Source organism: Rhodococcus erythropolis NBRC 15567, from assembly GCF_001552595.1.
GTDB lineage: Bacteria > Actinomycetota > Actinomycetes > Mycobacteriales > Mycobacteriaceae > Rhodococcus_F > Rhodococcus_F erythropolis.
Genome location: NZ_BCRM01000016.1, coordinates 169,492 through 186,062 on the forward strand (window position 1 = coordinate 169,492; position 16,571 = coordinate 186,062).

Here is a 16,571-nt window from a genome sequence, read left to right on the forward strand (position 1 = left end):
TCCTGTTCCGTGGGGTGTGCACTCCCACGGTATCGGCTCATCGCTCCTGCGCCGACCAACCTTGGAAGACTCGACTCGAAAGAGTGCAACGCGTCACCGCCTGCCCGATTGTGATCCGCGTCGGATGTGCCGGTAACATTCGGATTCGCCGCGATGCATCGCATCCGGATGGGGCGGTAGCTCAGTCGGTTAGAGCCGTGGACTCATAATCCATTGGTCGCGGGTTCGAGCCCCGCCCGCCCCACGTTCAGGTGCCGTGAGCCCGCGGGTCAGCCCCAATGACTTTTGTCGAAGATCATGCTGCAGACGATCGCCAAGGCGACTAGTGCGCAAAGTGCAATCACCAGGACAGTTGCCCACACGTTGTTGGGATTGAATCGCCTGGCAATGCGCCTGCGGTTGCGTCTGAGTCGAGCGTTCGTGGTCACACAACGAATCGTCGCATCATGATCGTCGATCGCAGATGAGGTGAAAGTCTCGGATCCAGATGACCAATTTCCCGACAGTGTCGGATGTGCAACGCTTCTGGACGTGACCGAGATGGCGACCACTCGGAAGACGAAGGAAAAGTAGGTACCTTTCCAGGTATTTCAGCGTATGTGCTCAACCAGCCGAAGTGTCACGCTCTAGATGTACCTACGCACGGCGATCGGAGGTGATTTCGACGATCGAACTCAGGGGTCACTGAACAATTGTCTGTACCTGCCGGCGCGAGCCCGGCCCACAGGTGACGACGATGCGTTCCAGTGCCCCCCTGAGCGTCGACGCACGCTGGTTAAGCAGATAGCTGGCACGAAACCATCTTCGCCTGGTGTAGGTGCAGGCAGTCGAGCCGACCCCCCGCGGCTCGGCTGCCCCCAAACAGGCGAGGTGGGGCCCGATTGGACGCGTTAGAACTGGCGACTGAAAGTTCCGTACCGATTCGGGGAGGAATGCGACTCGGGATCGTATGCGCAGCTACGAGATGGTGGCCAACGTGAACAGTCGAAATCCGTTCCACTGCTGAGCAATGCGCGCCGCCATTCGTTGACGCGCTGACCGGCAGCCGACTGTCGACGAACGACGCTACTCGAGGACTGGAAACGGAAGTGGCCCCGCAACTGCGGGGCGCTTCCCTTGTCTGAAAGGCGCTGTCGGACTTGGGTCATCAGCGTCGAGGACTTCGCGCTCGATCACGTTTAGTTGTCTGATCAGGGGTGATGGGAAATATGGGGTACGAAAGCCGTCGAGGGCTGTCTCGCCGTCATCCTCTGCAGGTCCATTTGCCGTGCTTCGTGAATCGCAGAATCCGCAGCCCGCGAGTGCTCAGTAGTTGCCCCGATCGGATGCAAAACCGGGCAATCGGAACAAAACACTTGTCGAGTCGTTACAACTATTGTTAAAGTGTAACGAAGAACCGCAACTTCAAGGTCGCGCTACCGGAAGCCGATGGGCGCCGGGGGAGATTGGTCTGCTGTCGATGGACGCGATGCCGTTGGGTGGCACAGATCAAGGCTCTGCGAGTTGCTCCCGGTCGCACCCCTGATCAACCTGACAGACCAACGTAACGGAGAACGTACTGTGACAATCAAGAACTCGATCCCGCCTGGTGTCATAGCCGATCATGGAAACAGGCTGTTCGGCAACACTATTCGATCGGCTGAAGGTGAGGAACTCGTCCAGCGGCTGAATGCCATGTTCGAGCGAGCGAACAGCACAGGTCAGGTGGTGAATCAACGAGAACTCGCGACCGTGCTTTCTGCGCGGAGATCCGAGGGTTCGCCGGGCGACCGGTCGATTCCGACGCCTGACAGGTTGATGCATGCAACCGAGGGACTCTCGTACGAATCCCTCTCCTTGTTGATTCGTGCGGCCGAGCATTTGCTGCGTTCGGAGGGGGTACATGTCGACTCGACGCCTTTCACCTGAGGGACGACGAGACCAGTTGAAGTCTCGGCCAGAGTCGCGTCACAGGATCTTTGACGTTGAACTGAAAGCTCTGGGGAATTTCAAGTGACCGGCCGTCGCAGACGAACGAAAATTTGTCACCAACGGAATGACGTTGATACGTCGTTGTCCGGAATTCCGTTGTGCGATAAGCGAACCAGACGCCCCGCGTTGCTCAACCGCAAGATCCCGATTCCGGTGCTTCGGAGGCTTCTTGGATGCGCTGACGCGCCTCAGCGTCGAATCGTCTCCAGTCGTCGTGCGGTCCGCTCATGTAATCGCGGACTCGATCGATCGGCGACGTGGAATCGGTCGGAGTATGTCCCAGTTCTTCGGCCGATCCGAGTATCGACCGGCAAATCTTGTCGACGGAGTCAGATGCCGATACCGGCACAGAAGTACGGATCAACATTCACCTCGGGAAGCCGCATGAAGTGAATTGACTATCGCAGTCTGCTGTTGCGGTGTGAACGCTGCCCAGGCGCTGGCGGAACCCACGAGTTCAGGGACATCGTTCCATCCAGGGCTCTGTAGCCGGGCCAACGCCGCCTCGACCGTCCCGAAAACTTCGAGGTACGCATGTGCGTCGTCGCATGTGAAGGCGAGTTCGTGTGGTTCGGCGTCGCCCCCGTCCCCGTCACACGAAGTAAGCATCAGCACGAATGGAATCGCAATACCGATCATAATTCGCTTCATCGGCCAATCGAAGCAGACTGACCCCGCCCTGGCGGACTATTCTCGATCCATGCCGATCACCCCGGATACAAAGAACTGGACCTGGGTCCTCGAACGCCCATGCGGCGAGTGCGGGTTTGATTCGTCCGCTGTTGCGTTCGCGGATGTTCCAGATCTTGTGCGTAGCAATGCCGTCTCGTGGGCCGAGGTACTGGAGCGCGAGAATGTGACGGAGCGACCGGACAGCGAAACATGGTCAGCGCTGGAGTATTCCGCCCACGTACGCGACGTGTTCCGGATCTTCAAGGTGCGGTTGGAACAGATGCTCGAATTCGACGATCCGCGATTCGAGAACTGGGATCAAGACGCAACAGCTGAGGCCGAGCGGTACAACGACCAAGATCCGGCAACGGTGGCATCGGAATTGTCCGACGCCGCCGCGGAGGTCGCGAATGCCTTCGAAACCGTGCCAGAGGGTAGCCGCCAACGACGGGGTCTCTGCAGTGACGGATCGGCGTTCACCGTCGAATCGTTGGCGGCCTACTTCATTCACGATCCGATCCATCACCTGCACGACGTCTCGGCGTAGTCAGAGCCCGCGCACCTCCTCGAGGGTTCTTCTGGCTCCGACGGAGTGCAACGAGTCGAGGGTCTTTCGGAAGCTTGCGACAAATCGGCGATCGTCCACGAGATCGCCGAACACTTGGCGGTACCCGATGAAGGCCAACGGGTCGCTCGACTGTTTCTGGGCGAGCGGCACCAGAGCGTCCGACAGCTGATCGACGACGGTGATGGGATCTCCGTTCTCGTCTGTGCCCTCGGCGTAGCGGGCCCAGCTGGCGACAATTGCGGTGGACAGGTTGATCGACCCACCGGTGTCGAGTTGGGTCCGGATGACGGGCAACAGCCACTTGGGAATTCGATCGGACGACTCGGCGCACAGACGCGCAATCGTGTCGCGGACCTGGGGGTTCGAGAATCGTTCGATGAGGGTCTTCTTGTACTGATCGAGGTCGACGCCGGGTACCGGATCAAGGGTCGGCGTCGCTTCCAGATTCATGTAGTCGAGCAGGAACCCTGACAAGAGTTCGTCCTGGCATGCCTCGTGGACCAGGCGGTATCCGGCAAGGTAGCCGAAGTACGCGATGCCTTGATGGCTGGCATTGAGAAGGCGCAGTTTCATCAGTTCGTACGGGCGAACATCCGGCACGAGATTGACGCCGGCATTCTCCAGAGGTGGCCTGCCTGAGGTGAACTCGTCCTCGAGGAACCACGCGGTGAACGGCTCAGCTGCGACCGGCCACTGATCGTCCACGCCAAACGTCTCGGCGATCTCGGTGGTCACCTCGGCTGTCGTGACGGGTGTGATCCGGTCGACCATGGAGTTGGGGAAGGCGCCGTTCTCGTCGATCCACTCCGCAAGTTCGGGATCCTTCAGGGCGGCGAACGCTCCGACTGCCGTCCTGGCGACCGATCCGTTGCCTTCGATGTTGTCGCAACTCATGATCGTGAAGGGAGCGAGGCCCCGGTCGCGACGGAGTGCGAGGGCCGCACAAATCAGACCGAAGGTGGTGCGGGGGAGTGTTCCCGGCTCGAGATCGTGCATCACATCGGGATGGGACGCGTCGAACTCGCCCGTAGTGTGCGAGATGTTGTATCCGCCCTCGGTGATGGTGAGAGATACGATTTTCGTCGATTCGGATGCCATCTTTTCGATCACCGCCTCCGGATCGTCGGGCGCGAACAAGTACTCGACGATCGACCCGATGACCCGGCCCTGGAGGGTTCCGTCAGCATGCTTGAGCGCCAGCGTGTAGAGGCCGTCCTGCGCGCGGAGTGCGTCTTTCATTCGCTTGTCCGACGGCATCACTCCCACTCCGCAGATTCCCCAGTCGAAGGCTTCACCTCGTCGCAGGAGGGTATCGATGTACATGGCCTGGTGTGCACGGTGAAAGCCTCCGACACCGAAATGCACTATGCCGGTAGTGACTTTGCTCCGGTCGTAGTTCGGCACTTCGAGTTCAGCATCGAAGTCGAGCAAGGTCTTCGTATTGAGTTCCATGAAAGTTCTAGTCTCCTTCGGCGACGATGACTACGGCTTTGATGCTGCCGGGAATGCGATCGGCCACCAGGGCCTCTTGCGATCGTTCGAGTGAAAAGCGTGCTGTGACCATCGAATCCAGATCGACGCGCCCGGCAGCGACCAGTGCGGCGGCGATCGGCCACGTGTTGGCGTACCGGAACACTCCGGTGAGCATCAGTTCGCGATTCTGAATGATCGGGACCGGCAACGGTATCTCGTCGGCACCCATTCCGACCAGAACGACGGTCCCAGCGGGCCGAACTGCGTGAATTCCGTCGATTACTGCGGCCGTGGCACCCGAGGCGTCGATGAACGCATCGACGGCCAGCGAGCGTACGTCGCTTTCACGAGGATCAACGACGGTTGTTGCGCCGAATTTCAGTGCCACATCACGCCGGGCCGCATCGATGTCCGAGACGATGACTTCCGTCGCGCCGAATGCCTTGGCCACCTGCGTCGTCACGATTCCTACCGGGCCGGCGCCGGCGATCAACACACGAGAGCCGGCAGTGATTCCCGCTTTCTGGGCTGAGGCGATCCCTACGGAGAGTGGCTCGAACAGCGCAGCTGCCTCGTAGGACACGGAATCTGCGATGGGATGGGCGAAGTCGGCACCGATCGTGACGTAGTCGGTCAGTGCACCGTCGATCGGCGGCGTCGCGAAGAACTCCATATGAGGGCAGAGGTTGTATCTGCCTGCCTTGGATTCGGGACTTGTCGGATCGGGCTTCTGAGGCTCGATGGAGACGCGCTGCCCGATGCGTCTTGGGTCGACGCCGTCACCGACTGCGGCGATGCGTCCCGATGCTTCGTGTCCGAGAACGAGCGGTGAGTTGACTACGTAAGGGCCGATGCGACCTTCGTGAAAGTAGTGCGCGTCCGACCCGCACACGCCCACGGCATGGATGCGAACGAGGACTTCACCCGTCTTCGGGGACGGTCGTGGTCTCTCGACCATCTGCATCTTTCCGGTCTCAACAAGGACATTTGCCCGAATTGTCGCAGGTAGATCGACGGATTCTCCGGAAACTGTTGTGTGGGTCACAACGTAGATGTTAGCTTAATGAGCATAAGAACATCTAGTGAGCATCTGCTCACGATCAAGAAACTTTGAACCTGATACACAAGGAGACCGTGTGAACCAGTCGGCTCAGCCCGCAGGACTCAAGTCGTCGAAGTTGCCGGCTTCCGAGGATGTGCGGCTCGCCTTGCGGGCAGCGACCATGTATCACCTCGAAGGCGCTACTCAGGCGGAGATTGCAGCGAAGTTGGGCGTCTCGCGGCCTACGGCCGGGCGGCTGTTGGCCAGGGCGCGGACGCAAGGTTTGGTCAGGGTCGAGATTATGGTGCCGCCGGAGCTCGAAGGTTCGGTGAACACGGAGTTGGAATCGAAACTGGAGAAGCACTTCGGGTTGGCCGAAGTTTTGATTGTGCCCGAAGCAAATTCGGACTCGGACGATCCGGACTTCGACGCGCTCGGCCGACGAGCAGCGGAAGTTCTGGTTCGTCGTCTGCAGCCGTCGAGCGTTCTCGGGTTTACCTGGGGTCCGGAAACCGTTGCGGTAGCAGGATCTTTGCCAGACAAGGCGGCGAAGTGCTCGGCTGTGGTACAACTTGACGGCTCCATGACGGTGACCGACTACCAAACCGGTGTCGACTTCACCATCGGCCGATGTGCACAACAGTTGCAGGCCAATCCTATTCGCCTCAATGCTCCGCTATACGCCGACCCGGCGACTGTGGAGTCGATGCGAAACGACTCGGTCATCTCGAAGGCGCTGCAAGCCGGAACTGATTCCGATATCATGGTTTTCGGAGTTGGTGCCGTCTCGACTGCCACGACCTTGTTTGCCGGTAGCTTCGTCGACTCGACCATGCTGGACGAGTTGGAAAGTCGAGGCGCTGTCGGTGAAATCGGCGGCAGTTTCTACACGATCGACGGCAATCCAGTGGAGGGGCCACTGCCTGAGCGAACGGTCTCCGTATCGCTCGACGCAGTGAAATCCTGCGATCAGACGATTCTGATTTCGGGGGGAACACACAAACGCCAGGCCGTTCTGGGCGCATTGCGCGGAGGTTTGGCAAACGTACTCGTCACCGACGTCGAGTGCGCCCAGTGGCTGCTCGAAGGCTAGCGATCTCACGAGTTTCGCTGTCCGAGCGCGCGACTGACACGCAAGTGTGAAGGAAGGTAATCCGTGAAAACAGGAAGACGAGTGTGGGGCGCTGCCGCGGCGGCGCTCTGCCTCCTGGTGTCGGGATGTGCGGGCGCTGGTGCGCTCGGTGGTTCCGGCGAACGAACAGTCACCATCGCGATGGTGTCGAACTCGCAGATGCAGGACGCCATCAAACTGGCGCCGGCTTTCGAAGCCGAGAACCCTGGCATCGACCTCAAATTCGTCAGCCTTTCCGAGAACCAGGCGCGTGCCAAGATCACAGCGTCGACGGCAACCGGCGGCGGTGAGTTCGACGTCGTGATGATCAGCAACTACGAGACACCTCAGTGGGCCGCCAACGGTTGGCTCACGAACCTGTCCGAGTATGCAGACAAGACGCCCGGTTATGACGCGGACGACTTCATGCCGTCGATCAAGACTTCTCTGTCATACGAGGACAGTATGTACGCGGTCCCGTTCTACGGGGAGTCGTCGTTCCTGATGTACCGCAAGGATCTGTTCGATCAGGCGGGGATAACAGTTCCCGAAGACCCGACGTGGCAAGAAGTTGCAGGTTGGGCAGCGCAGTTCGACAACCCGGATGCCAAGATGGCGGGAATCTGTTTGCGTGGAAAGCCTGGCTGGGGTGAGGTACTCGCGCCGCTGAACACCGTGATCAACACCTTCGGTGGACGCTGGTACGACGAGAATTGGAATGCGCAGCTGACCAGTCCGCAGGTCGAGGATGCGGTTCAGTTCTACGTGGACACGGTCAAGGAGCATGGTCAGCCGGGCCCTGCCACAAGCGGATTCGGTGAATGTGCAACACAATTCGCGCAAGGCAACACGGCGATGTGGTACGACGCGACGTCGGCTGTGTCGGTTCTCGAGGACCCTGCGTCGTCGAAGGTAGTCGGCAACATCGGATATGCGAAGGCCCCGAAGGTCGAGAAGTCCGATCCTGGTTGGCTCTACACCTGGGCGCTCGGAATCCCGGAGTCGGCAAAGAACAAAGATGACGCCTGGAAGTTCATTTCCTGGATGACGAACAAGGACTACATCCAGAAGGTCGGAACCGAACTCGGCTGGTCGAGAGTTCCTCCGGGAAGTCGCCTATCGACCTACGAGATTCCGGAATATCAAGAGGCCGCACAGGCATTCGGTCCGATCACCCTCGAATCGATCAACAATGCAGATCCGAAGAACCCGACAGTGCAACCGGTTCCGTACACCGGCGTCCAGTTCCTCACCATCCCTGAGTTTCAGGACCTGGGCACTCGCGTCAGCCAGCAGATCAGTGCTGCCATCGCGGGTCAGAAGAGCGTGAAAGAAGCACTCGAACAATCCCAGCAGTATGCCGAGGTGGTCGGCAAGACCTATCAGGAGAACCGATGACTACGGTTGCCGAGCCCAGAACTACGGTGGACGACGCGCCACCGGTCCGTGTCGAAAAGAAGATCTCCCGCGCCGAGGGTTGGCGTCGTAGAGGTCCCCTGTTGCCGGCGTTGATCTTCTCGATCGTCGTCACCCAGATTCCGTTTCTGTTCACCCTCTACTACTCGACGCAGTCGTGGAACCTTGTCCGGCCGGGATCGCGGCACTTCAACGGGTTCGACAACTACATCGAGGTTTTCAAGGACAGTCAGTTTCGGGAAGTCGCGGTCAACACGGTCATCATGATCGTGGGTACGGTCATCGTTTCGGTGATCCTCGGACTCGCGTTGGCACTCCTACTCGACAGAGCCTTCCTCGGTCGCGGGATCGTGCGGACACTGCTGATCACGCCATTTCTCATCACCCCCGTCGCTGGCGCATTGCTCTGGAAGACAACAATGTTCGACCCGGTATTCGGTATCGTGAACTTTGTCCTCCAGCCGTTCGGTGTCGGCCAGGTCGACTGGGTCAGCAAGTTTCCGCTCGCCGCCGTCATGATCAATCTGATCTGGCAGTGGACGCCTTTCATGATGCTGCTCATTCTGGCCGGCTTGCAGTCCATGCCCCGAGACATCCTCGAAGCCGCACGGGTGGACGGAGCCAAGCCGTTTGCGATGTTCCGCGAACTGACACTGCCGCACCTGCGCCGTTTCATCGAACTCGGTGCAGTTCTGGGTGCGATCTACCTCGTGAACACCTTTGACGCGGTGTACATGATGACGTCGGGCGGGCCAGGCGTGGCCAGTTCGAATCTGCCGTTCTACATCTACCAGCGCGCATTCCTCGGCTTCGACGTAGGTCAAGCTGCGGCGATGGGTGTCGTGACAGTGATCGCGACCATCATCGTCTCGACACTCGCGCTCCGATTGATCTTCAAGAGCTTCACCGGCAACGAGGAGGCGGCGTGATGACTGCCGTAGAGACGACAAGCGCGACGACCGACAAACCCGTCGTCAAGAAAAAGAAGAGCAGTAAGTTCAGTCCGTGGTCGGTCGTGGCGTGGATCGCCGCTCTCGGATTCTTCTTCCCGGTCTTCTGGATGGTCCTGACCGCGTTCAAGACCGAGGCAGACGCCTACACGGACCCGCCGAAGCTGTTCTTCACTCCCACCCTCGAACAGTTCCGTGCCGTTCTCGATTCCGGTCTGGGTACCACGCTGGCGAACTCGGCATTTGCCACAGGAATGTCCACCATTCTTGTTCTGCTACTGGGTGTTCCGGCGGCTTTTGCGCTCTCGCTTCGCCCGGTGAAGAAGACGCAGGATGTGCTGTTCTTCTTCATCAGTACCAAGATGCTCCCAGTCGTCGCCGCAATCGTGCCGCTGTACGTGATCGTCAACGACATCGGATTGCTCGACAACATCTGGGCGCTGGTCATCTTGTACACATCGATGAATCTGCCGATCGCAGTGTGGATGATGCGTTCGTTCTTTCTCGAAGTCCCCGGCGAGCTTCTCGAAGCCGCCAGCATGGACGGCGCGAGTTTGTGGACCTCGGTTCGAGAGGTGATCCTCCCGCTGATCTCGCCCGGAATTGCTGCGACTGCGCTGATCTGCGTGATCTTCTCGTGGAACGAATTCTTCTTCGCAGTCAACCTGACAGCTGTTCAAGCGCAGACGATTCCGGTCTTCCTGGTCGGGTTCATCACCGGCGAGGGACTGTACTGGGCTCGGCTCTCCGCGGCAGCGACCATGGCGGCATTGCCCGTCATCCTGGCCGGTTGGTTCGCCCAGAACAAACTGGTGCGCGGCCTGTCCTTCGGTGCAATCAAATAATTCTCCTCACCCTCTCAGGAGTTCGTCATGGCTGAAATCTCGTACCAGAAAGCGTCTTGCATCTACGAAGGTGCTGGGACCCTCGCTGTAGATTCACTCGATCTTGACATCAAGGACGGGGAGTTCATCGTGCTCGTCGGTCCGTCAGGTTCCGGAAAGTCCACGGCCCTGCGCATGTTGGCAGGGCTCGAGGACATCGATTCCGGTGCGATCACCATCAACGGCAAGGACATGACCGATGTCCCGTCGAAGGATCGCGACATCGCAATGGTCTTCCAGAATTACGCGCTGTACCCCAATAAAACCGTCGGCGAAAACATGGGGTTCGCGTTGAAGATGCGCGGTGTGCCCGTCGAGGAGCGTAAGAAGAAAGTTGCCGAAGCGGCCAAACTGCTTGACCTGACGGAATACCTCGACCGCAAGCCGGCCAAGCTTTCCGGCGGTCAACGGCAGCGAGTTGCCATGGGCCGAGCAATCGTTCGTGAACCGCAAGTGTTCTGCATGGACGAGCCGCTCTCCAACCTCGACGCAAAGCTACGCGTCCAGACCCGCACGCAGATCGCGGCGTTGCAGCGTCGTCTCGGAACCACCACCGTCTACGTCACGCACGATCAGGTGGAAGCGATGACGATGGGTGATCGCGTGGCAGTGCTCAAGGGCGGCAAGTTGCAACAATTCGCTTCTCCGACCGAACTTTACGATCGGCCGGCCAATGCGTTTGTTGCCGGCTTCATCGGATCTCCAGGTATGAACTTGGTAACGGCGCCGGTCAGTTCGGGTGGGGTGCGTTTCGGCGACGTCGAGGTTCCGCTGGACCGCGAGCAGATGGCGGCAATCGCCGCGGCCGGTCTGGCTTCGGTCACAGTAGGAATTCGGCCCGAGCAATTCCAGGTGGTTGCTGCCGGAGACGGAATCGCAGCTCAGATCGACCTGGTAGAGGAACTGGGCAACGAGTCGTACATCTACGCACACGTGCCTGGAACCGAAGCCGACCCGATCTCGCTCGTTGCACGCACCGGCGGGCGATCGAAGCTGCAGTACGGCCAGACGCTGGGCTTCGAGCGGGTGGACGGTCCTGTTCACCTCTTCGACCCGACTACGGGTGAGCGCGTGGGTAGCTGAATCCCACCACAATCGTGACCTGCTCGGCACCCGAACTCGTTCGTGCCGAGCAGGTCACATCCATCTTCGACTGGTGAGAAGGTTAGGGTCTACCGATGAGTGATACACGCGAACGATCCGTCGTGGTGTGTGGTGAGGGACTGGTTGATCTGGTTCCGGTGGGGGAGAACTTCTCACCCAAGTTGGGCGGTGGACCGTTCAACGTTGCGATCGCGGTGGGTCGACTCGGATCCGACGTGGGATTCGTCTCTCGCTTGTCCACCGACGCGTTCGGAGATCGGATGATCGACTCGCTGGCCGCGTCGAATGTCGACACGACCGGAGTCGAACGTGGGCCCGAGCCGACAACTCTGGCCGTCGTGAACCTTGCGGCGGACGGAGGTGCGCGGTATTCCTTCTACCTCGAGGGAACGGCGGATCGACAGTTCGCGCTGCCGAAACTTCCCTCTGCCCGGGCATTCTCGTTCGGAACGCTGTCGCTGGTGCTCGAGCCCGGGGCCTCCGCTTACGAAGCCATGCTGCACGAAGCACACGCCCGCGGTCGACTCACCATGGTGGACCCCAACATTCGTCCGGCGGTGATCTCGGACCCGGAAGCATATCGACGACGATTTCGTTCGTGGTTGCCCGCCATCGATATTCTCAAAGTGAGCGACGACGACGCGAAGTGGTTGGGTTCGGTTGACGGCGCCGAGTGGCTCGACGAAGGCGTCGGCGCCGTACTGCTCACCCGTGGCGGTGACGGGTTGCGGTTGATCACCAAGGAACTCGATGTTTCGGTGCCGGCGCCCGCAGTTGACGTCGCGGACACGATCGGTGCCGGAGATACCGTTCACGGAGCCCTGCTGGCCTACCTTGATCGTCACGATGCACTCGACGTCGCCGTTGTGCGCGGGTTCTCCGAGGCAGACTGGTCGGCCGCGTTGACCTTTGCCGCACGCGCGGCAGCCGTCACCGTGTCACGACCAGGGGCGGATCCGCCGTGGTCAAGGGAGTTGGGCCTGCCCATCTAGCACTGGGGACCACCGCCCTACTGCGAGCGCAGTACGTCGAACTGCCTACCTGTGCACGATGTGCGACGGGGTCGTGTATCGGCACAGTGATACGCATGTCGATATTCCTGTACAAACTCTCACGACTCGCGTTTCGCCGCCGCTGGGCAATGGTGGGCTTCTGGGTCGTCCTGCTGGTGGCGGGCGGAGTAGGCGCAGCAACGCTGTCCGGTCCGACCGTCAATACATTGTCGATCCCGGGCACAGAATCGCAAGCGGCACAGGACCTTCTGGCTGAACGGTTCCCGGAATCGTCCACCGGCGGAGCCAGTGCTCGCATAGTCTTCGAATCTCCGGCGGGCACGACGCTCGCCGATCCGGCCATTCGACAATCCGTCAGTGAATTGGTCTCTGCGCTCGGGAAGGACCCCGAGGTTGCAGCGGTATCGGATCCGTATGCATCCGGCGGAGTGTCGCCGACTGGGACGATCGGATACATGCAGGTCTCCTATACCGCCGACTCGATGGACTTGCCGGACAGTTCGAAAGAACTGCTCGAGTCCGCCGTCCACGACGCCTCGGATTCAGGGCTGGCAGTCGATGTTGCCGGCAACGTGCTGATGGAAAGCAGCGCCGAATCCATGGGAGAGGTGATCGGAGTCGCGATCGCCGCGGTGGTGCTGACCGTCACCTTCGGTTCCTTGGTTGCGGCGGGGCTTCCTTTGATCAGCGCGCTCATCGGCATCGGCATCGCGATCTGCACGATCACCATCGCAACTGGTTTCATCGAATTGGGTTCGAGCACAACCGTCCTGGCAATGATGCTGGGGCTCGCCGTGGCGATCGACTATTCGCTGTTCATCGTCTCGCGCTACCGCTCCGAACTACGTGACGGACATGATCCGGAAATTGCTGCGGGCCGCGCAGCGGGGACTGCGGGTTCGGCCGTAGTGTTCGCGGGGTTGACCGTCCTCATCGCACTGGCCGGACTGTTCGTCGTGAACATCCCGTTCCTGACAAGCATGGGTCTGGCTGCAGCATTCGCAGTTGCTGTTGCAGTGGTGATTTCACTGACGCTGCTGCCCGCCACACTCGGATTTGCAGGGTCGCGCGTCCTGAGTCGGTCTGATCGTCGACTGCTGGCGTCCGGCGGTGAACTGACACACCGGAAACAGTCGGAGGGGGCGGGCTCGCGATGGGCCAAGTTCGTGATCCGGCGTCGAGTTCCGGTTTTGCTCGCGTCAGTCCTCGGGTTGGGATTGCTGGCGATCCCCACCTTCGGAATCAACCTGAGTTTGGCGAGCCCACCAGTGCCCGACACAACTGCCGCCAGGGCTACCGACCGACTATCCGAGGGGTTCGGTGCCGGGTTCAGCGGTCCGCTCATGGTGGTCGTCGACGTTGCCGACGCCACCGATCCGGCAGTGGCATTGAGCGGCGCCCAGGAAAAGCTCGGTGCTCTGCCTGACATAGCGGCAGTGACGCCGCCAGCACTCAATCAGGCCGGCGATACAGCAGTCATCACGGTGGTTCCCTCGAGTGGCCCGGAAACCGAGGCAACAAAGGCGCTCGTCGCAGATATACGTGAGGTCGCCGGATCACTGACCGACGAGACCGGGGCCACGATGTCGGTCACCGGTCAGACAGCGTTGACGATCGACGTCTCGGATCGCCTGGCTGATGCCCTCGTTCCCTACCTCGCATTGGTCGTCGGCCTCGCCTTCATTCTTTTGATGCTGGTGTTCCGCTCGATCTTGGTACCGCTCAAGGCAACTCTCGGATTTCTGCTCTCGATCGGTGCGACGTTCGGTGTGCTGGTCGCGATCTTCCAGTGGGGTTGGTTCGCCGGCATTCTCGGAATCGAAGGCCAAACCGGATCAGTTGTGGCGATGTTGCCCATCTTCATGATCGGCATCGTCTTCGGGTTGGCGATGGACTACCAGGTGTTCCTCGTGACCAGAATGCGTGAAGCGTTCGTCCACGGTGACGGACCGGACGAAGCAGTCGTGAAGGGCTTCGACCAGGGCGCCCGAGTCGTCACGGCCGCGGCGCTGATCATGATCGCCGTTTTCGCGGGCTTCATCTTCGGCGGCGACGCCTTCATCATGCAGATCGGACTCGGACTCTCGTTCGCGGTTCTGTTCGACGCCTTCGTGATTCGTATGACCGTCGTACCGGCCGTCATGTCCCTGTTGGGCTCGAAGGCATGGTGGTTCCCCTCATGGCTGGACCGGTTGGTCCCGAACGTCGATGTCGAGGGGGAGCAGTTGACTGCGCTGCTCGCAGATTCGAAGGAATCCAGTGAACCCACGAGCGACAAGTTGTCGGTATGACCCGGATACGGTAGATCGATGACTTCGACATCGACGTGGGGTCGATGGTGTGCGGAACACCCGCGCACCATCGACCTGGCACTGACGATCCTCGTGCTCCTTGCCACGTGGACGGCGCACCGCATCGCGCTCGATGGCAATGACACCCGCGAAGTAACAGTTGTGGGAGTCCTTGTAACAGCGATCGCAGCGGCAACCATCGTATTCCGGAGGCGCTACCCGTTCTCGGCGCTGGCGGTGGCAGTACTTCTCGGCGTATTGATGATTGCACTGTCAGCGCCGCCGAATGCCGGCACAGGTTCCGCGGCGATGGTGTGCCTCTACTACGTTGCCAGCACGAGTGACCGCCGGAGGACCTTCTTCGCAGCGGCGAGCACAGTCAGCTCGCTGATGCTCGTCACAATCTTCCTGGGAGTGGGGAACAATCTCCTGCAGGAGGCACTGGGGTTGTTGGCCTGGTTGCTGATGGCAAGTTTCGCCGGCGCCGAGGTCCGTTCTCGCCGAGCCTATCTGGAGTCCGTCGAGGCGCGCGCGGTGCAAGCGGAAAGAATGCGCGAGGACGAGGCCCGACACCGCGTCGTCGAAGAAAGGATGCGGATTGCGCGAGACCTGCACGACGTTGTCGCGCACCACATTGCCTTGGTCAACCTGCAAGTCGGGGTCGCGTCGCACTTGATCGGGAAAGACCCCGAGAAGGCGACGACTGCACTACGCGGAGTGGAGGAAACGTCCAAGGCGGCACTCGATGAAATTCGGGCCACGGTCGGAGTTCTCCGTGACGCTCAGGACGGTGATCGCTCGATGAAACCGGCACCGGGGCTTTCGGATCTACCGGCACTGGTGGATCAATTCGTCAGTGCGGGAATGGAAATCGAAGTGCGCGCAGTGGGTTCGCTGCGCCCTCTCGGGCCAGCAGTAGACCTCACGGCGTACCGAATTATCCAGGAAGCACTCGTGAATGCGAGCAAGCATGCGTTGCCAGGGGCCGTCACCGTGTCGTTGTCGTACGAAGCCGAGGTTCTGGTGCTGTCGGTCGAAAACTCCGGAACGGCAGTGCCTTCGACGTCACCGCCCGGGTACGGACTGCTGGGAATGAAGGAGAGGGCACAGGCAATGGGAGGCGAGGTCTCAGCAGGATTCCGCGCGGACGGGGGATTTCGTGTGGACGCCCAACTGCCTCTGGTCTCGGTCTCCAGCGGTTCGGAGCGTGAGGAGTCGTGAGTATTCGGGTGGTAGTGGCAGACGATCAGGCGCTCTTCCGTCAAACGCTTGCGCTGCTGATCGGTTCGGAAGACGACATGGAGGTGGTCGCCGAGGCGGCAGACGGAGAGCAGGCATTCCAGGCGGCGCTCGAGCACCGACCCGACGTTGTACTGATGGACATTCGCATGCCGGGCACCAGCGGAGTCGAAGCGACCGCCATGATCGCCGATCATCCGGATTTGTCCGACGTACACGTACTGATCCTGACGACCTTCGAAGTGGATGAACATGTGGCACAGGCGATCCGGGCGGGAGCGAGCGGCTTCATCGGCAAAGGAATCCGAGCGGAGGATCTACTCGATGCTGTTCGGACGGTCGCAGGTGGGAACTCTTTGTTGTCGCCGATTGCGACCAGCGCGTTGATTTCTCGATTCCTTTCCACTCCGTCGCGGGCCGACTCGACTTCCGGGATTTTCGGTCAATTGACACCACGCGAACTCGAAGTGGTCACCCTCGTTGCCCTCGGGATGTCCAACGACGAAATCGCCGCGGAATTGGTGATCAGCGCGGTCACGGCAAAAACCCATGTGAACCGGGCGATGACGAAACTGGATGTCCGCGACCGCGCGCAACTGGTGGTTCTCGCCTATCAATGCGGTGTGGTGATTCCGGGACGCTCGGTGGATTGACTCGAGAAACTCTTGACTCGAACGGGTGTTCGAGTATTGTTAGGGGTGGGGATCGGGGGATTCAGTGAGTGTTCTGTTGTCGGATGTGGTGTCTGGTTCTGCGGTGGGGTTGCGTGGACGTCTGTGGCGGTTGTCTGCTTCTGAGTTGCGTGCAGCTGCGGTGTCGGCGAGTGCGGAGATTCTG

General features: G+C 60.3%; 13 protein-coding genes and 1 tRNA gene. 12 read left to right on the forward strand and 2 right to left on the reverse strand.

Features of this window, described 5'->3' with window-relative positions:
- Positions 1–170 precede the first annotated feature (170 nt).
- The 3 genes from RE4_RS19940 (at position 171) to RE4_RS19965 (ending at position 3,190) form a co-directional block, all read left to right on the forward strand.
- Positions 171–244 (forward strand) — tRNA-Ile (locus RE4_RS19940).
- Between the two features lie 1,316 nt (positions 245–1,560).
- On the forward strand, positions 1,561–1,908 hold the full coding sequence (locus RE4_RS19950; protein WP_060939211.1) for a hypothetical protein: 348 nt from the start codon (positions 1,561–1,563) through the stop codon (positions 1,906–1,908).
- A 763-nt stretch (positions 1,909–2,671) separates the two neighbouring features.
- Positions 2,672–3,190, forward strand: coding sequence for a DinB family protein (locus RE4_RS19965; RefSeq protein WP_060939194.1), 519 nt, complete (start codon positions 2,672–2,674; stop codon positions 3,188–3,190).
- Here the strand turns inward: RE4_RS19965 and RE4_RS19970 are convergent, their stop codons facing one another.
- Positions 3,191–4,663, reverse strand: a complete 1,473-nt coding sequence (locus tag RE4_RS19970) for a mannitol dehydrogenase family protein (protein WP_021334178.1) — start codon at positions 4,661–4,663, stop codon at positions 3,191–3,193.
- Between the two features lie 7 nt (positions 4,664–4,670).
- Complete coding sequence (locus tag RE4_RS19975) at positions 4,671–5,681, reverse strand: NAD(P)-dependent alcohol dehydrogenase (RefSeq protein WP_031331962.1); 1,011 nt, start codon at positions 5,679–5,681, stop codon at positions 4,671–4,673.
- A 139-nt stretch (positions 5,682–5,820) separates the two neighbouring features.
- Here RE4_RS19975 and RE4_RS19980 point away from each other — a divergent pair, with 139 nt between their 5' ends.
- The 9 genes from RE4_RS19980 to RE4_RS20020 all read left to right on the forward strand — a co-directional run bounded on the left by RE4_RS19980 (position 5,821) and on the right by RE4_RS20020 (position 16,387).
- Entirely contained in the window at positions 5,821–6,819 is a 999-nt protein-coding gene (locus RE4_RS19980; RefSeq protein ID WP_060939195.1) for a sugar-binding transcriptional regulator, read from the forward strand.
- Positions 6,820–6,882: 63 nt separating this feature from the next.
- On the forward strand, positions 6,883–8,235 hold the full coding sequence (locus tag RE4_RS19985; RefSeq protein ID WP_060939196.1) for an ABC transporter substrate-binding protein: 1,353 nt from the start codon (positions 6,883–6,885) through the stop codon (positions 8,233–8,235).
- Entirely contained in the window at positions 8,232–9,182 is a 951-nt protein-coding gene (locus RE4_RS19990; protein WP_019748978.1) for a carbohydrate ABC transporter permease, read from the forward strand. Before RE4_RS19985 ends, RE4_RS19990 begins: the two co-directional genes overlap by 4 nt.
- A complete protein-coding gene (locus RE4_RS19995) occupies positions 9,182–10,048 on the forward strand; it encodes a carbohydrate ABC transporter permease (protein WP_020969937.1) in 867 nt (288 codons plus the stop codon). Before RE4_RS19990 ends, RE4_RS19995 begins: the two co-directional genes overlap by 1 nt.
- A 27-nt stretch (positions 10,049–10,075) precedes the next feature.
- Positions 10,076–11,170, forward strand: coding sequence for an ABC transporter ATP-binding protein (locus tag RE4_RS20000; protein WP_019748976.1), 1,095 nt, complete (start codon positions 10,076–10,078; stop codon positions 11,168–11,170).
- Positions 11,171–11,265: 95 nt separating this feature from the next.
- Positions 11,266–12,183 carry a carbohydrate kinase family protein gene (locus RE4_RS20005; RefSeq protein ID WP_060939197.1) on the forward strand — a complete coding sequence of 306 codons (918 nt, stop codon included), beginning with the start codon at positions 11,266–11,268 and terminating at the stop codon, positions 12,181–12,183.
- 95 nt (positions 12,184–12,278) lie between these two features.
- On the forward strand, positions 12,279–14,495 hold the full coding sequence (locus RE4_RS20010) for an MMPL family transporter (protein ID WP_060939198.1): 2,217 nt from the start codon (positions 12,279–12,281) through the stop codon (positions 14,493–14,495).
- An 18-nt stretch (positions 14,496–14,513) separates the two neighbouring features.
- The gene (locus RE4_RS20015; RefSeq protein WP_019748973.1) at positions 14,514–15,716 is read left to right on the forward strand and encodes a sensor histidine kinase; all 1,203 of its coding nucleotides are present in this window, start codon (positions 14,514–14,516) and stop codon (positions 15,714–15,716) included.
- Positions 15,713–16,387 carry a response regulator gene (locus tag RE4_RS20020; protein WP_019748972.1) on the forward strand — a complete coding sequence of 225 codons (675 nt, stop codon included), beginning with the start codon at positions 15,713–15,715 and terminating at the stop codon, positions 16,385–16,387. Before RE4_RS20015 ends, RE4_RS20020 begins: the two co-directional genes overlap by 4 nt.
- Positions 16,388–16,571: the final 184 nt, after the last annotated feature.